The sequence below is a fragment of the Faecalicoccus pleomorphus DSM 20574 genome (genome assembly GCF_000420345.1).
GTDB lineage: Bacteria > Bacillota_I > Bacilli_A > Erysipelotrichales > Erysipelotrichaceae > Faecalicoccus > Faecalicoccus pleomorphus.
This window is the reverse complement of record NZ_ATUT01000030.1, coordinates 1-15,189: the sequence shown is the minus strand read 5'-3', so window position 1 is coordinate 15,189 and position 15,189 is coordinate 1. Positions and strand designations below refer to the sequence as shown.

Genomic DNA, 15,189 nt, shown 5'->3' with positions numbered 1-15,189 from the left:
ATGAGAAAAAATGGTATTTGTTGTATCACTGAATATTTTCCCGCAATCTCTGCAAAGATACTTTTGCCTGTGCTTTTTGTTAAATCCATTTTTCACAAAATGAAAAGATCCACAGTGCGGACAACGGGATACAGTAGATTCAATATTTTCTGAATTTGTTGTATCCAGAGTTATTTTGTCGCTTGTCAGTTTATAAATGAAGGCTTGAATGAATTCGAGTTCTACTGGTTTTAGATGGTTCAAGAATGTTTCATTAATCATAGGGAATCTCCTTTACATGTCAAAGAATATCCCTGAATCTGACGCTATTCATGTTAGGTCATCAACTTTTTAGTTGAATTTAGCGATAAATAATAAAATTTTTGTGAATTATCCGGTTGAAATCATCTTGCCTATCTGTCTTGAAACTTTAATAATCAAAGGATAACTATCTTTCTTGTTTTTCCTATTTTCTAAAGCTTAATTTACTTTTCTTTTCAATATAGCTAACCAATTAGTATATAAACACATTTTTTGACATGCTTTTATGGATAATCTCCACATTTTTGAAAAAACTTCATATTCAATGTTCAATCGTACAAAAAAAGTCATGCGTCTTCTCAAGCATGACTTATATCTTCTGTAATGGTGTATTGGAGATTTTCTCAACCGCCATAGCATACGAATCTATCTGTACATTTGTTTCAATCGCAAGCTGCAAAGAAAACATCAACAGTCGAGTATCAAAGGCTTGAAGGTCCTCGTTATAGTAAATCGCAGGATATTGCCCTAATTCACACAACATTGTATCCAATTTTTGTTCATCCACAATATGACTTAGCCCTACGACCACTACATTTTCCTGTGACACTGCTTTTAATCCATTTAATAACGCAATATACGGAGTATCTGCCATTTGCACCATCATCATCTTAGGTGATGGTCTTTGCGCCAGTTTCAAAAGCCAATCTGTACTGCAGCTGACGACGATTTGTCGACAACGATCATCCTTCTGAAAAACCTGTACCGACGCTTCCAAATTCTCATAAGAATCTGTTTCATCCATACAATCATCAAAAATCAAAGCTGAATACTCCATATTCCATCCTCTTTTCTATCTGTTTATTTAAGATCGGAAGGTACTGTCACTTTTATATTTGCCGGATCTCCTATCACCACTTTTACACGCGTCTTAGAATACCATTCCACCAGCTGCGTATCATCCGTTGCGATTTTTTGTTCCTTGTTGGCCGCATCATGACATTGCCTGATCAAATCCGTTTTAAAACACTGCGGTGTTTGAGCATTATACAATATATTACGATCCAATGTCGATACAACATAGCCATTTTCTACAATTTTTACCGTATCTATACTTGGTACCATCAATACACAGGCATCTTCTGTTTCCATGGTCTTCTTCAATTCTTCAACTTGTTCTCTCTTTAAATAAGGTCTGGCTGCATCATGAATAAATACAACAGGATACTTTACCGCCTGTAATGCGTTATATACGCTTTCTTGTCTGGTATTGCCACCTAAAACAAGTTCTATGCGACTATTTTTTTTATAGCTTTGCATAGCATCCCTGTCCTGCAAAGAACAAGTCAAAATAATCTGAGCACAATCTGGATCCGATAAAAACAAATCTAAACTGTAATCAAGAATTGATTTACCATCCATTTTATATAGCACTTTATTATATGGCAGCTTCGTACGCACTCCCTGTCCGGCGGCCAGTAAACATACACTGTATTTCATGTCTATATTATATCAGATTCATCGTCTTTTTTTATACGGAATATGACCACACCGCCTGCATTTGTGACAACAAAGTATCCGCGTCCCATGTTTGATTGGTATGCTTGATGCTGTTTGGATCAATAACGGTAAACTCTCCATCTTCCATACCGGTTACCAAGATAAAATGACCGACTTGTGTAAAATCACCGGGAAGCATACTGCATACAAGAATCTGATGATTTTCTAATCGTGCCTTCATATCTTGTAAAGAGACTTGTGCTCTTTCCACCTGTACACCATAGTGTTGGGCTGCATCCGTTAAAAATTGCCAGTCCGTTCCTGCTCCATTGACATAAAATCCCTGCTGGGAAGAATAGCTTGCCAAAACATCCGGTGTAAGTGAGGAATCTTGTAGAAGATAACTAAAAACCATAGAAAGACAGGTAGGCGCACAACCTGTTAGATAGATATCATTTTCTCCATATGGAATATAGCCCCATCTCAGATCCCACTGTAATAGTTTAGGGATGGTATCCAGCGTTTCACTTAATGTTCCAGGACCATTTGAATAGTTGTCTTTTTGTGGGTATGCTTCCACAAAAGACAGTCGATCTTCATCCTTCAATAAAAATTCCAGTATATCCTGTGAATATTGATCCAAATGTAAAAAGATTGGTTTATACTCATAATTTTCTAAAGTTTTCTCTTTGAGTTGATCAAATGTTTCCTGCGTAATGTGTTCCGGCTTTTTCACTTGCAGTATTTCTTCTGTGGGATACGACACGAGCTTATATACACCAAAGCCTATGAATCCCAAAACCAAAAATACAGGTAAGATTAAGACCAGTAATCTTCCCCAATACACTTTTCTTTTTGATACCCTTTTCATAATGTGCCCATTATATCATTTTCAGGTCAAAAAAGCTTGTATTCTGCCAGAAAAAGAGTAATCATGAAAGTGACAAAAAAACATAAAGAAAACATACAGGAGGTGTTATATATGTTACATGAAGTTAGTTTTCTTTCTTACAACAAGCGAGATCAGGTACAAGGCTGGATCTATGTTCCTGCCTGCAAGCCAAAAGGAATCGTTCAGTTGATTCACGGATTCGGAGAACATTCCCGCCGTTATCTTCACATGATTGCTCACTTGACCGAAGCCGGATATATTGTGGCGGCCGATGATCATGTGGGCCATGGAAAAACGGCAATGATTAATAATACCTGGGGCGATTGGGGTAATGCAGGGCCTCATACGATGATGGAAGATGAACATACACTCAAAACAATCGTGCAGGAAAAATATCCGAATCTTCCATACTTTCTGTTTGGCCACAGCATGGGTTCTTTTATTACTCGTGATTTCATGGCCACTTATGGCGACGAATTAACAGGCGCTACGATATGTGGAACAACAGGTATTTTTAGAGGTGCCAAAGAAGTGGCTGCTAAAATCAAAGAAGCAATCGATGCCGGTAAAGGAAAAGAAAGCGATTCACAATTTACTGTCGATTTAATGGGCTGGATGTGCGAAAGAATTCCAGATGCCAAATTAGGAAATGAATGGATCTGTGCTGATCCCTATGTTCAACAAGATCATGCCAGCGATCCTTTTGATGCCTTTACAAAACCGACAATGAACCAGGCGTTGTATGATTTTACACAAATGATGCAGTGTATCGAAGGCACAGAATGGGCCAACAAAGTTCCGGTTGATCTGCCAATTTATAATATCGGCGGTGATCAGGATCCGGTTGGAGAATATGGAAAAGGAATCTATGAAGTGACCAACTGGTTAGTCCAAACAGGGCACAAAGTACAAACAAAAGTATATAGCGGTTATCGTCATGAAATTCATAACTATGCCGATATTAAAAATGAAGTAGAACAAGGTATCATCGATTTCATGGATCAAATCCTTCGTTAAGTGTTTCCAAAAAGAGCATCCCCAGTTCATAGAGATGCTCTTTTATTGTGTATTTTACAATTCTTGTTCTATGATGCCAAAAAGAAACAGATCTAATAAGTCATTCACACCTTGTATCAATGTATTCATATTCTGTGTACTGTCAGAAACAAATTCTCTTAGGATAGACTGAAAAAAGATATCTAAAGTTTCTATATAACGAATTGCTTTTTCTTCATCGATTTCCTTTCTCAAATTTATCTTTTTCAGCTGCTCTTTTAAAAATTTATGATTTATTTCAATTAACGGTTTTCGCAAATCATGAATTTGAACCTTTAAATGTGCCGGTGGTCTGACCATGGCGGTTTCCATGATTGCTTTTTGTTGTAAATGGTGATCAAAATAAGTCTGTCGAAGCAAAATAAAATCTCGGATAGATAGTGAAACATCTTTATTCTCTATTTCCGGCAGATGTTTTTGTACAAAACTTGTTAAATCTTCAATGACCTTTTGTACACAAGCTAGAAAAAGATCATCTTTATTTGAAAAATAGTGATACATCATTCCTTTGGAAATTCCATGTACTTTACATATTTTCTCTATGTTGACATTTTCGTAACCTAGTGTCCCGAATTCCTGGAAAGCAGCCATGAAAATACTTTGTCGGCTTTTTCTTTTTCTATCCTCTTGTCGCATGTTTTTCCTTCTTTCCCTTGATTTAGCTCTTTGGCCCATTCAAATCCCTTTTTGGCAAAGAATACGGCAATGACTTCATTTATAACAGCGGCTGCCGCAATTGTTCCTTGTAAAATAGTTGCACATTCTAAAGATGTATTTTGAAGCATAGATACCGCAATACCGGTAAAAACTAAAGATACACCGGAATGAGGCAGTAATGTGAATCCCAAATATTTGCGAACCGTATCCGGTGCATGGCTCCATTTAGCACCCATATAGGCTCCAATATACTTTCCTATTGCACGAACCAAGATATATACTAGTGTATAAAAGCCGGCGTTTAAAATCAAATGATAATCTAGAGGTGCCCCCAAATTTAAAATCACGATCACAAGTGATAAATGAATCGCAGGATTTATGTATTTCATAATCTGATCCAATGTGCCAGGTTGAATACAGTTAGAAAAAGCGGCAGAAAAACCCATTCCCAACAACATAAAATTAAATATAGGTAAAGGTAATTGTTGACTGATCCAGAAACCACTTCCTACACAAACCAATAACATTCCAATCAAGACCATCAGCATAGATTGTATTTGCTTTAATTTTTGAAGCCATTTACCGGTCATAAAACCTAGAATAAGTCCTAAAAAAACAGGAATAAACACAAACAACAACATAGCACCAATGGAGATCGAAGTCGTTGAAAGTTGTGTCGCAACAACCGCAATGACGGTAAAGAAGATGATGGCACCCACCAAATCATCTAAAGCTGCCATCGGAATCAATGTTTTTGTGACAGGTCCGTCAGTTTTAAATTCATTGACGATAGATAAAGAAGGAGCTGGCGCTGTGGCTAGAGCTATACCGCCAAATAGGAAGGCCAGATAGAGAGGAACATCAACAATATAGAAGATGATGCCAAAGGCCACAGACACAGCTATAAAAGTGCCTATGGATTCTGTCAACGTCATGATGAGGATTTGTTTCCCCGATTTTTTCAACTTGTTCCAAACCATTTCCGTTCCAATCATAAGACCTACGATACATTCCAATAATTTTTCAATCATGATAAACCAGTCTGATTCCAATATTTGTGCATCTAACAAATGAAAAGCATGGGGCCCTAAAAGCATTCCGGCAAGCAACCATCCCAAGATAGCCGGAAGTTTTATTTTGGATACAAATTTTCCCATCACCAAAGCAATTAAAATAGATATTCCCAAATAGAATAACTCCATGTTCAGATCCTCCTTATAGACGAAGTCGTCTATTTGTGATTATACACATTAAAGACGTTTTCGTCTATAAATTTGTATTAAAAAACTGGACAGGACGTCCAGATTCTAACCCTATTAGGATTTAATGACTTGAAGGATTTGACGAGAGGCCTCTAACCCCATCACTTTACTTTCCGTGAATCCTTTTTCAATACATTCGATTGCGTGTTGTACTTCTCCTGTAAAATCACTTTTCATCGATACTTTGATTTTTTCTTCTTTACCATCACGCATCAATATAGCTTCCGTATTCTTCCAGAAATTATGACAGTGAATGGATCCTTTTTCTCCATAAATATGCGCTGTGTTTTCCATTTTTGATACCCAGCTGGTGGCAATATGCGCCATAATACCATTTTCATATAAAATATTAGCCTGTGCATGAATCGTAAAATCATCATTCATCTTTTGATCCATTAGCTGTATTTGTTTGATGGAACTTTGTGCCATAAAATTGGCATAAGCAATAGGATACACACCAATATCGTACAAACAACCGCCACCTTCATCTTCAAAATGCCAGGAAGACACTTTTTTCTTTTGGACCCATACATCATCCGCATCCTGCGCTTCGATCAAATGCACCTTGCCGATGATTCCTTCATGTATCATTTGATGAATTTTTTGATTCAGCGGTGTAAAGACACACTTATGCGCTTCCATCAAAAACCGATGTTTCTCTTTAGCCATGGCAAAGCACTCTACCAGATCTTGCGTATATAATACCATTGGCTTTTCACAAATCACATGTTTATCATGGGCTAAGCACTTTAAAATATGAGCTTTATGCAATGAGTTGGGTGTGCATATATAGATGACATCCACCTTTTCATCTTGTAACATAGCGTCCATGGAGTCAAAGAAACAAGGAAGCGAAAAACGCTGAGCAAATTCTCGTGCCTTTTGACGACTGCGGGAACAAACTGCATACAATTGCGCATTTTTAGCCGCTTGTATTCCTACAGCAACTCTGTGCGCGATCGATCCCAGTCCTAAAATGCATATATTTTTCATAATGCCTCCATCTATAAGATCCCATAATGTTTTAAAGCATAGACAATACCATCGTCTTTTGCGCTCTTTGTCACAAAATCCGCCGCTTTTTTGGCCACGGGATCAGCTTCCTGCATCGCAACACCAATTTTGGTATACTGAAGCATTTCCTTATCATTTTGGCCATCTCCAAAAGACATGGTTTCTTGGGCATTCATCCCAAAATAAGCAAGCATGGCTTGAATGCCTTTATCTTTTCCTCCCTGTTTAGAGATGATATCCACCCCATAAGGATTCCAACGTGTAATCACGCAATTCGTTAATTCCCGGGCCAATTGATGGGTTTTTTGTTCATCAATAAATGCTGTACATTGATAAAATGGCTGATCATGGTATTTTGCCACCTCTGGAACTGTACTTGATATAGCTTTTTGCGCCCGTTTCACTTGGTCTGTTACCGTATTGATGTAAAGTCGCTCTTTTTCAACGATGACCATGGGAAAAGCACACGATGTAAAAAGATGGACTAACCTTTCTTTATCCTTGCCCTCAATAGGATTGGCAAAAATCACTTGTCTTTGACGATCCAGACAAAGCTGCCCATTTAACAACACATAACCATCAAATGGAAAATCAATCTGTAACTCAACTAATTCATTGATATGTCTTCCCGTCGCAAGAAACAAACGAATTCCTTTTTCCTGCAGAGCATAGAGTGCTGCCTCTGTAGCAGCAGACATTCTTCCTTTATCATGACAAATCAATGTTCCATCCACATCAAAAAAAATTCCTTTTATGTTCATATCGGTATCCTTTCTTTTTAATAGTATATCAAAAAGGATCGACTTTAGGTGCCGATCCTGATTAATTCTCCTGCCGCCAAACTGACAAGAGCATGAAAGGAGCTTTACTACATTAAGCCGATCCAGGAACATCCAATAGAAATCAAAATGATTCCTACAATCAAAATCACCGGACTTACTTGTTTCTTCTTTAACAGCCAGAAACATAATAAAGTCACTGCCATTGGCAAGATATTCGGGAAAATGTTATCAAAGAACTGTTCCTGCACAGCAACTTCAATACCACCATCCACAGTAATGACCGGAAGCAGAGTGATGGATACATACGATGCGATCAAAGCACCGATCACTGTAATACCCAAAATTGTTGCCGCATTGGCCAAAATATCAGAATTGGATGTGATCATATCAATGGATTTAGTACCTAAACGATATCCAAGTTTTGTCCATACAATACGCAAGATCCAAATAATGAAGTAAGTTAAGAAAAATACGATAGGCCCTAGCACGGATCCCTGTGTCGCAAAGGAGCAGGAAATACCGGCTACAATCGGTAAAATCGTAAACCAGAAGATCGCATCACCAATACCGGCAATCGGCCCAAACAAAGCCAGTTTCAAACCATTGACAGTTTCTCGATTGGCGCCTCCTTCTTCTAAAGAAATCATTAACCCCATCAAGAATCCGACCAGGTTTGGATGGGTATTGATAAATCCTAAATTATCAACCATGGCAGCGGATAATTTTTCTTTGTCGTCACCATAGATTTTCTTCAATGCCGGCAACATGGCCCATGTGAAACCACAAGACTGCATACGTTCATAGTTAAAGGAAGCCTGTAAGAAGGATGAACGAATTCCCAGCATCGTAATATCTTTTGAAGTCAGTTTTTTAGATTCCGACATTGTTTTCACCTCCGTTTACACCCGCTTCTTCAATAGCAGCTTCTACTTCTGCTTTTCGTTGTTTAGCACCAAAGAAATCCATCAAGGCAAAAATCAGACCTAATAAAGCAACCGGCAGTAAGTTTGGCATATCGATAAAGCAGGCCATAAGGAAACCGGCGATAAAATAAGGGATATATTTTACTTTCATCATAACGCGAAGCAGCATACCAAAACCAACGGCCGGCAAGATGCCTCCGGCAATTTCCAAACCATGTGTTACGATTTCCGGCAGCCATTCTACAAAAGCCTGCATCGGTGCCTGTGCAACATACGCACAAAGGAAAGCCAATACACCATACGTAATAGAAACAATGGCCATCGTCAAATAATTGATATGTGCAATTCCTTTAATATCCGCTTTGGCCGCACATTCGTCAGCTTTTCCCATAAAGAATGAGAAAGCGGAGTAGTAGAACAAAATAATATATTGTCCCAAAAATGAGAAAGGTAAGCATAAAGCCAAAGCTTGTTCAGGCGCACAACCAGTGGTATAGGCAAGAACTGTACCCATAAGTCCGGCCATGACCGGGTTTGGCGGTTGTGTTCCCCCAGCCGGTGTCAATCCGGCAAATGCAAGTTCAATCAATGCTCCTACTTTTAGTCCTAAAACAACATCTCCTAATATCAGCCCTGTAAAGGTCGATACCATGAGCGGACGGAACAAGAAAAATGCTTCCAGGAAGAAATCCAATCCCACAATGATACACATTATGGATAACAAGATTCCTTGTATAAATGTAATCTCCATACGTCTCTCTCCTTGTATTATTCAATGGTAGTCTTTGTATCACCGGGAACATCCTGTGCATACACATGAATTCCCTTGGATGCCAGATATTTCAAATCATCCATATCTTGATCATCTACATAAACTTTTGCGGTCAGCTGACGTTTTCCATCCGAATAATGCATATTTCCAACATTCACTTCCCGGATTGGCACACCAGCATCCACTAATCGGCGAACATCTTTCGGTGTCTTACAGATAATAAATATTTTCTGACTCGGTGCCGCTTTATCAATGATAGCCGCTGTTTTTTCTATCGAGAAAAAACGAATGCCGACTCCTGATGATTTTGCGGTCACTGTCATTAAACGCTGTGTCAATGCATCTTGTGATGTTTCATCATCCGCTACGACCAATAGATTCGCCCCAATCGTTTTTGTCCAAGTTACACCAACTTGTCCATGCACTAAACGATTATCAATTCTTGTTAAAAGTATGTTTGGCATTTTCATCTCCTCCTTTCCCTCTTTGCCTATATTATAGCAAAAAGCGTGCCAACTTCTGTCGACACGCCAAATGAGCTTTATATAAAGCGTATTTTATAAATAATTTAAAATATACATAATTTCAGGATCCGGTATTTCGACACTATAATGCATTTCTATCCCACTAAATGCCTGTCGGACTATATCCATTCTTTCTTTGTTCTTTGCTTTAAATTCCTGGATACCTTCCACATTTTCAATGCCTTGTCGAAGCATCAATCTTTCAATCAAACAGCTGATATGCACATACAGCCCCATACGAACGGTCGCATCAATGGTCTTATGCAGAGCCCTTTCTACCTGCGCTACAAAATCTTCGACATCATCAATGACTTTTTCGGCATTTAAGATCGTCAAATGATTGACTATATTGGAAAGGGTGAAATTCTTCATAATATTTTGTTCAAACAAGTTTTGTTCCTTTGCGTTTAAATACGGACTGACATGTTTCATCAGTGCCTGAATACTATCACTAGCTACAAGGCTTTCTAAAGACAGATATTCCACACCCTCTACACAGGGATCAAGCGTACCTACGATCAAACGTATATTGTATTGTGAAAAGATCGCATCTTCCTTGCCATGATCCAATATAGACTGATAATCATAGGGAATGATATCCATAGCAACCGGTTTAGGAAGTGCACTTTTTAACAATTCTGAAATCTTTTTAGCTACCCCGAATCCTGTCGCACACAAGGTCAAAATCGCATCTTCTTTACGAACGCCTTCAATAAAGTGTGTCGATAAATAGAAAGAATTTTTGACATCCCGCAAGATTTCCTGTACTACTTTTCCGTGCTGAATGGCATGACCTACTTCTAAGGCCGTGGCCGTTGATACATAGTTGATCAAACCAATATTACAATTGGAAAGATGGATTTTCTTATAGATAGCTTCCAAACTTCCCATATCTACCAGTAAAATCAATTCCTGAATCGGACTTTTCCGCTTTAAATAATCTTCAACCAACTGTACGATCTTATCAATAGATATTTTGAGTTCCATATCGATCCCATCAAAAATATGCTCGCCCAGCAGATGATTGGCAGTATCCGCTATACTGCTGGCGGTCGAATAGCCATGGCATAAGATCAGACCTACACGCCCATTGTTTTCTTCTTTTTCGGTATCAATCAAAGCCAACGTCATAATCACTCGCATAAAGTCATCCATCTTAATATCTAAGTTCAGCGAGGCGTTATCCACAATTTCACTGGCAACACTATAATCGCGTGCATATCGTTCCTGCATCACGGATTGAATGGCTTGGACTTCCTGTGAATGAAAGGATTGCCACAACATCGCATCGGTAGCATTTTTTGAATATTCCACAAACGCTTTGGAGTAAATTTTGATCTGATTGTTTGGCACTGTAAAAGAATATCGATTCATGACGATAGAACAAATTTTATCCAGCATCTTCAATAAATAATCTTCATTGGAACTGATCGATCGATACTTCTGTCGAAAAAACAAGAGATCAAAGAAATTTTGGATCAAATACTTACATCTGGTAATGATCTGATGATAATCTTCTCCTTCACTTTGACAAGTATGGTAGGTTTCCAACAAACGATCATACAGTTGTAAAAGCGGTGTTTTCGATTTCCTGTCTTTGTTTAGATCCGTGATAGGAATCATGGCTTCATCTTCCTGATCGTAATTTTTCGTCTGTAACGTATTCATGGACTCAAACAAATATTCTGGAAGATCCAAAAGACGAATGCGCAAAGCGTTTTGTCCCTGATGGACTAAAACATTCGCAACGGTTGCTCGTATCGCATTCTGCAGCTCGCCGATATTTCCTCTATATTCATGATCCAGTAAAGCCTGATAGGCTAAATTTGAGATATATACATCTTGTTTTAAATGATTTCTTTCCATCATCAACATGGTATAAATCAGTTCAATTTTTTCTACCTGCGGTCTTTGTTGGAGCGAAGGAATCGAAATCACGATAGGAATACGCCGTAGCATAGTCTTCAAAAGCGCCTGTTGCGGATCTTCTGTGGTCGCAAAAATCAGACGACAGCTGGAGCGATACCAGTTTTCATTATCACCGACTTTGTGGTAAATCCCTTTGTCCATAAATTGAAAGAGTTTCTCCTGGCATTCAGCCTTTAAACAGTGAACCTCATCCAAAAAAAGCACGCCCTGATCTGCCAGCTGAATCAGACCGGCCTGTTCATTTTCTGCACCGGTATAAGCCCCTTTGACATGTCCAAAGAGATTGTCCGTTAAAAGTTCCGGATTGTTGGCATATTCCGAACAATTGAGCGCAATAAATTTCGATTTTTTATCCAATATTCCCTGATGTATGCCATATTCATACATCAAATGCGCCAGCATACTCTTACCGGTACCTGTCGGACCATAAATCAAAATAGGGAGTCCATGATCCGGATAGGTCACTGCCGCCTGACAATGGGAAATCAAAGCACGAAGCGATCCATTGTAACCAATCATCTTTTCAAAGTCACGTTTTGTGGTACGCATAAGATCTTCCATGGATTCATAGACTGAATTCTCCAAAGTCGTATCCAGTTTTTCTTCCAACACCTGCCGATGAAAAAAGTAGACCGGACGAGAATTTATTTTGACAACATTTCCCTTTTTGACAAGTTCATTTAAATACTGAGAAGCTGTATTTCGACTAATCTGAAAAGCGTTGGCTAAAGAAGCTGCACTAAATCGTTCATCCTCTCCTATTTTTAGTGTCGTACAACGCTTTTTTAATTCTTTCGCAAGCGATGTCTTTATATCCATATCCTATCTCCTTTTCAGCTTTTCAAAATCCAGATGTTCGATCTTTTCTGTCATCGTACCGGGTACATCCTGATAAAAAATCATATTTCCCTGTGCATTGAGATAATTCAAATCCTCTACATCCGCTTCGGATAAATACATCTTCTTATTGAGTGGATATCTTCCTCTTTCATAGTGAATGTTTCCTATATTGATTTTTGGAAAGCGAATACCTAACTTATACAACTGACGGACAGTCTGAATGTTTTTAACAATCACAAAAATTTTTTTGTTCCCCTGATTTGCCTGAAAAGAATGAACAAAATCCGCAATCGTATAAAACGCAATATCCAAATTCGCCGCTTTGGCAATACTTGCCATTAATTTTTGAGAAAAGACATTGTACACCACTTCTTCATCCACAACGACGATTGTGTCAATATTTAAAGCACTGCTCCACGTCATACCCACTTGCCCATGTACAAGACGATTATCCACTCGAATTAACTGAATCTGTGACATACGCTTTCCTCCTTCTCTATTCTTTTATTTTGCGTTGATTGGAAGATACAATTCCGCAATGTTCTCTATATTTCGCAATCGTTCTTCGTGCCACGAAAATACCTTGTTGTTTCAAAAAAGACTGTAATTTCGCATCACTGTAAGGATGATATCGATCTTCCTGATGAATCAAGTCTTTGATTTTCTCTTCAATCTCACTGGCATTTCTATCCGATACACCATCATGGGATAATAAGAATTTTATCGGATAATATCGATTTTCAAATTCAAAGGACTTTCCCTGAATAGCTCTTGACACTGTAGAAAGATGCAGCCCACATTGTTGAGCAACTTGTTTTAAAGTACAGTGATGCAAGCTAGAACCGGACAGGAAAAAATCTTTTTGATACGAACATAGTACTTGAAGAATTTGCAGGATCGTAAGATTTCGTTTTTGTACCTGCAATAAAATTGACTTTGCCTCCTGCCGATACGCCTTTAATTCTCTGGAAGTATGTTCCAAAATATCCAATTCAAAGTCTTGTTGAAGCATTTCTATACGAACACTCTGCTTTTCTACATAGATTTTTGCCTCTGGCTGAAGCACAACCGCATCAGTTGCATAATTACAAGCCGGCTTAGGATGCAAAGTTTGTATAAAGGCCAATCCTTCCTTTACTTCTTCCATGGTTAGATTGGTCGCATCACATATTTTTTCATAGTCTTTACAGGACAATTCTTTTAAATATTCGCAAAGTATTTCTCCGGTTTCACTGGCAGCCTTCTGTGACATTTCACATTGAACTCTTAATGATTCTTTCACAGAAAAACAATAACAACCTACAGGCTCAAACCGTTGTAAGCGAAAAATAGCTCTTTGAAGTTCTTTTTTAGAATATAAAGAATGCACAACAAGATGATTTAAATCTTCCCTGAAATAACCATTGGAATCCAACATAGACGTCAAGTACTCTACCATATCTTCTGGGATGCTCTCCTTCTCCCATCGATTTTGTTCCTGCACAACCTCCAACAATGAGGAAGACTGTGTCGCAAACATCGTAAAATCAGCATCTGTATCATCCTGTGAACTATAACGTATAAAGGGATTGCGCATACTGACTTCTTTTAAGAAAGTTTTTAAGTCACTATTGTTGAGCTGTAAAACTTCTAATGACTTCTTCATTTCCTTGTTAAAGGAAGTTCGCTGCACTTGATCTGGTTTCAGGATCATTCTTTGTTTCATGTCTTCAATATAACCAAAATGCCTCTGTTTTTCAAATTAAAAAGGATGGCTCTTCTTCCATCCTGTTATCAACCATTGATGTCGAACAAGATTATATTTTCGTGGAAAGCGCTCATACTTCTTATTGTATGCCCAATCTTATTCATGACATGCAATGATCAATTCTGTAAACATTGTCACACCAAATTCAATAATTTTCAATTCCTTTTCTCTGAAACATGAAATGAATTACTTTTCATACCTTATATCTTTTTGATACAATATTGGCATTGGGGGAATATCTATGCCGAAAATCTATACAGAAGAAGAAAAGTACCAACAAAAGATAAAAATGTACACAGCCGGATTAAAGATGGTTTCTCAAAACGGCTACAAAAATGTTAAGGTTGATGATCTTGTAGAAATAGCCGGCGTGTCAAAGGGTTATTTTTACCTATTATTCGAATCCAAGGAAGAATTCATCTTAGATGCTTTGATGTGGCAGATGGACAACGTATTCTCTGCTTTAAAATGGGCGGATGATGCCGGTGCCAGCAGCCAGGAAACCGGTTATCTTTATCAGTCCATGTTCAAAAATTTAAACTTTATTCAATACTCAGACATTACATATATCAAGAAAAAATGCACACAAGCGATGTGGGACAAATTTAAGCATTTTGAAGAACAGTACTTTAAAAATATTTTAAAGCTGCTTGGTAAAGACGATGGTGCACACGATCCTCGTGTCGTCAGCAACCTTTCTTCCATTATCTTTCTATCCTATAACAGTATGAAAGATGAAGAATCCTCCTTCTTTACCGATAAAGTAAATGAAGTCACACAACTATTATTAGAAACATTACATCGTTATTTACATGAGTAAGTCGGTCATTGATCGGCTTTTTTTATAAAACTCTAAATTCAACTAAAAAGTTGATGATTTAACATGAATAGCGTCAGATTCAGGGATATTCTTTGATATGTAAAGGAGATTTCCTATGATTAATGAAACATTCTTGAACCATCTAAAACCAGTAGAACTCGAATTCATTCAAGCCTTCATTTATAAACTGACAAGCGACAAAATAACTCTGGATACAACAAATTCAGAAAA

Annotated in this window: 16 protein-coding genes; 2 read left to right on the top strand and 14 right to left on the bottom strand. The window is 38.0% G+C overall.

Annotated elements, in window-relative coordinates; all coding sequences use genetic code 11:
• The 4 genes from G413_RS12360 to G413_RS0109965 form a co-directional block, all read right to left on the bottom strand.
• Positions 1-261, bottom strand: a 261-nt coding sequence (locus tag G413_RS12360) for an IS1/IS1595 family N-terminal zinc-binding domain-containing protein (RefSeq protein WP_027969175.1), incomplete at its 3' end; no start/stop codon positions are given.
• 349 nt (positions 262-610) lie between these two features.
• The gene (locus G413_RS0109975) at positions 611-1,078 is read right to left on the bottom strand and encodes a glycosyltransferase family protein (RefSeq protein ID WP_022790724.1); all 468 of its coding nucleotides are present in this window, start codon (positions 1,076-1,078) and stop codon (positions 611-613) included.
• Between the two features lie 23 nt (positions 1,079-1,101).
• A complete protein-coding gene (gene ispD / locus G413_RS0109970; RefSeq protein ID WP_022790723.1) occupies positions 1,102-1,740 on the bottom strand; it encodes a 2-C-methyl-D-erythritol 4-phosphate cytidylyltransferase in 639 nt (212 codons plus the stop codon).
• Between the two features lie 31 nt (positions 1,741-1,771).
• Positions 1,772-2,611 (bottom strand): C39 family peptidase, encoded by an 840-nt coding sequence (locus G413_RS0109965; RefSeq protein ID WP_022790722.1) that lies wholly within the window; start codon positions 2,609-2,611, stop codon positions 1,772-1,774.
• A 111-nt stretch (positions 2,612-2,722) separates the two neighbouring features.
• On the opposite strand from G413_RS0109965, the gene G413_RS0109960 reads away from it, so the two are divergent.
• On the top strand, positions 2,723-3,649 hold the full coding sequence (locus tag G413_RS0109960; protein WP_022790721.1) for an alpha/beta fold hydrolase: 927 nt from the start codon (positions 2,723-2,725) through the stop codon (positions 3,647-3,649).
• A gap of 54 nt (positions 3,650-3,703) precedes the next feature.
• Here the strand turns inward: G413_RS0109960 and G413_RS11865 are convergent, their stop codons facing one another.
• The 10 genes from G413_RS11865 to G413_RS0109910 form a co-directional block, all read right to left on the bottom strand.
• Entirely contained in the window at positions 3,704-4,324 is a 621-nt protein-coding gene (locus G413_RS11865) for a TetR/AcrR family transcriptional regulator (protein ID WP_211210469.1), read from the bottom strand.
• Complete coding sequence (locus tag G413_RS11500; protein WP_081637670.1) at positions 4,249-5,547, bottom strand: cation:proton antiporter; 1,299 nt, start codon at positions 5,545-5,547, stop codon at positions 4,249-4,251. Before G413_RS11500 ends, G413_RS11865 begins: the two co-directional genes overlap by 76 nt.
• A 114-nt stretch (positions 5,548-5,661) precedes the next feature.
• The gene (locus tag G413_RS0109945; RefSeq protein WP_022790720.1) at positions 5,662-6,600 is read right to left on the bottom strand and encodes a Gfo/Idh/MocA family protein; all 939 of its coding nucleotides are present in this window, start codon (positions 6,598-6,600) and stop codon (positions 5,662-5,664) included.
• A gap of 11 nt (positions 6,601-6,611) precedes the next feature.
• The gene (locus G413_RS0109940; protein ID WP_022790719.1) at positions 6,612-7,382 is read right to left on the bottom strand and encodes a Cof-type HAD-IIB family hydrolase; all 771 of its coding nucleotides are present in this window, start codon (positions 7,380-7,382) and stop codon (positions 6,612-6,614) included.
• A gap of 107 nt (positions 7,383-7,489) precedes the next feature.
• Positions 7,490-8,287, bottom strand: coding sequence for a PTS galactosamine transporter subunit IID (agaD, locus tag G413_RS0109935; protein ID WP_022790718.1), 798 nt, complete (start codon positions 8,285-8,287; stop codon positions 7,490-7,492).
• Positions 8,274-9,077 carry a PTS galactosamine transporter subunit IIC gene (agaC, locus tag G413_RS0109930; protein WP_022790717.1) on the bottom strand — a complete coding sequence of 268 codons (804 nt, stop codon included), beginning with the start codon at positions 9,075-9,077 and terminating at the stop codon, positions 8,274-8,276. The genes agaD and agaC overlap by 14 nt, the downstream gene beginning before the upstream one ends.
• Positions 9,078-9,094: 17 nt before the next feature.
• On the bottom strand, positions 9,095-9,562 hold the full coding sequence (gene agaB, locus G413_RS0109925; protein WP_022790716.1) for a PTS galactosamine transporter subunit IIB: 468 nt from the start codon (positions 9,560-9,562) through the stop codon (positions 9,095-9,097).
• Between the two features lie 93 nt (positions 9,563-9,655).
• Positions 9,656-12,370 (bottom strand): sigma 54-interacting transcriptional regulator, encoded by a 2,715-nt coding sequence (locus tag G413_RS0109920; RefSeq protein WP_022790715.1) that lies wholly within the window; start codon positions 12,368-12,370, stop codon positions 9,656-9,658.
• 3 nt (positions 12,371-12,373) lie between these two features.
• Positions 12,374-12,871, bottom strand: coding sequence for a PTS sugar transporter subunit IIB (locus tag G413_RS0109915; RefSeq protein WP_022790714.1), 498 nt, complete (start codon positions 12,869-12,871; stop codon positions 12,374-12,376).
• 16 nt (positions 12,872-12,887) lie between these two features.
• On the bottom strand, positions 12,888-14,096 hold the full coding sequence (locus G413_RS0109910; RefSeq protein WP_081637668.1) for an RNA polymerase factor sigma-54: 1,209 nt from the start codon (positions 14,094-14,096) through the stop codon (positions 12,888-12,890).
• Between the two features lie 283 nt (positions 14,097-14,379).
• Between G413_RS0109910 and G413_RS0109905 the strand changes: the two genes are divergently transcribed.
• A complete protein-coding gene (locus G413_RS0109905; RefSeq protein WP_022790712.1) occupies positions 14,380-14,958 on the top strand; it encodes a TetR/AcrR family transcriptional regulator in 579 nt (192 codons plus the stop codon).
• The last annotated feature ends 231 nt before the right edge of the window (positions 14,959-15,189 follow it).

Coding starts and splice junctions, on each gene's coding strand:
- G413_RS0109975 (WP_022790724.1), bottom strand. CDS start 1,078: ATGGAGTATTCAGCTTTGATTTTTGATGATTGTATGGATGAAACAGAT.
- ispD (WP_022790723.1), bottom strand. CDS start 1,740: ATGAAATACAGTGTATGTTTACTGGCCGCCGGACAGGGAGTGCGTACG.
- G413_RS0109965 (WP_022790722.1), bottom strand. CDS start 2,611: ATGAAAAGGGTATCAAAAAGAAAAGTGTATTGGGGAAGATTACTGGTC.
- G413_RS0109960 (WP_022790721.1), top strand. CDS start 2,723: ATGTTACATGAAGTTAGTTTTCTTTCTTACAACAAGCGAGATCAGGTA.
- G413_RS11865 (WP_211210469.1), bottom strand. CDS start 4,324: ATGCGACAAGAGGATAGAAAAAGAAAAAGCCGACAAAGTATTTTCATG.
- G413_RS11500 (WP_081637670.1), bottom strand. CDS start 5,547: ATGGAGTTATTCTATTTGGGAATATCTATTTTAATTGCTTTGGTGATG.
- G413_RS0109945 (WP_022790720.1), bottom strand. CDS start 6,600: ATGAAAAATATATGCATTTTAGGACTGGGATCGATCGCGCACAGAGTT.
- G413_RS0109940 (WP_022790719.1), bottom strand. CDS start 7,382: ATGAACATAAAAGGAATTTTTTTTGATGTGGATGGAACATTGATTTGT.
- agaD (WP_022790718.1), bottom strand. CDS start 8,287: ATGTCGGAATCTAAAAAACTGACTTCAAAAGATATTACGATGCTGGGA.
- agaC (WP_022790717.1), bottom strand. CDS start 9,077: ATGGAGATTACATTTATACAAGGAATCTTGTTATCCATAATGTGTATC.
- agaB (WP_022790716.1), bottom strand. CDS start 9,562: ATGCCAAACATACTTTTAACAAGAATTGATAATCGTTTAGTGCATGGA.
- G413_RS0109920 (WP_022790715.1), bottom strand. CDS start 12,370: ATGGATATAAAGACATCGCTTGCGAAAGAATTAAAAAAGCGTTGTACG.
- G413_RS0109915 (WP_022790714.1), bottom strand. CDS start 12,871: ATGTCACAGATTCAGTTAATTCGAGTGGATAATCGTCTTGTACATGGG.
- G413_RS0109910 (WP_081637668.1), bottom strand. CDS start 14,096: ATGAAACAAAGAATGATCCTGAAACCAGATCAAGTGCAGCGAACTTCC.
- G413_RS0109905 (WP_022790712.1), top strand. CDS start 14,380: ATGCCGAAAATCTATACAGAAGAAGAAAAGTACCAACAAAAGATAAAA.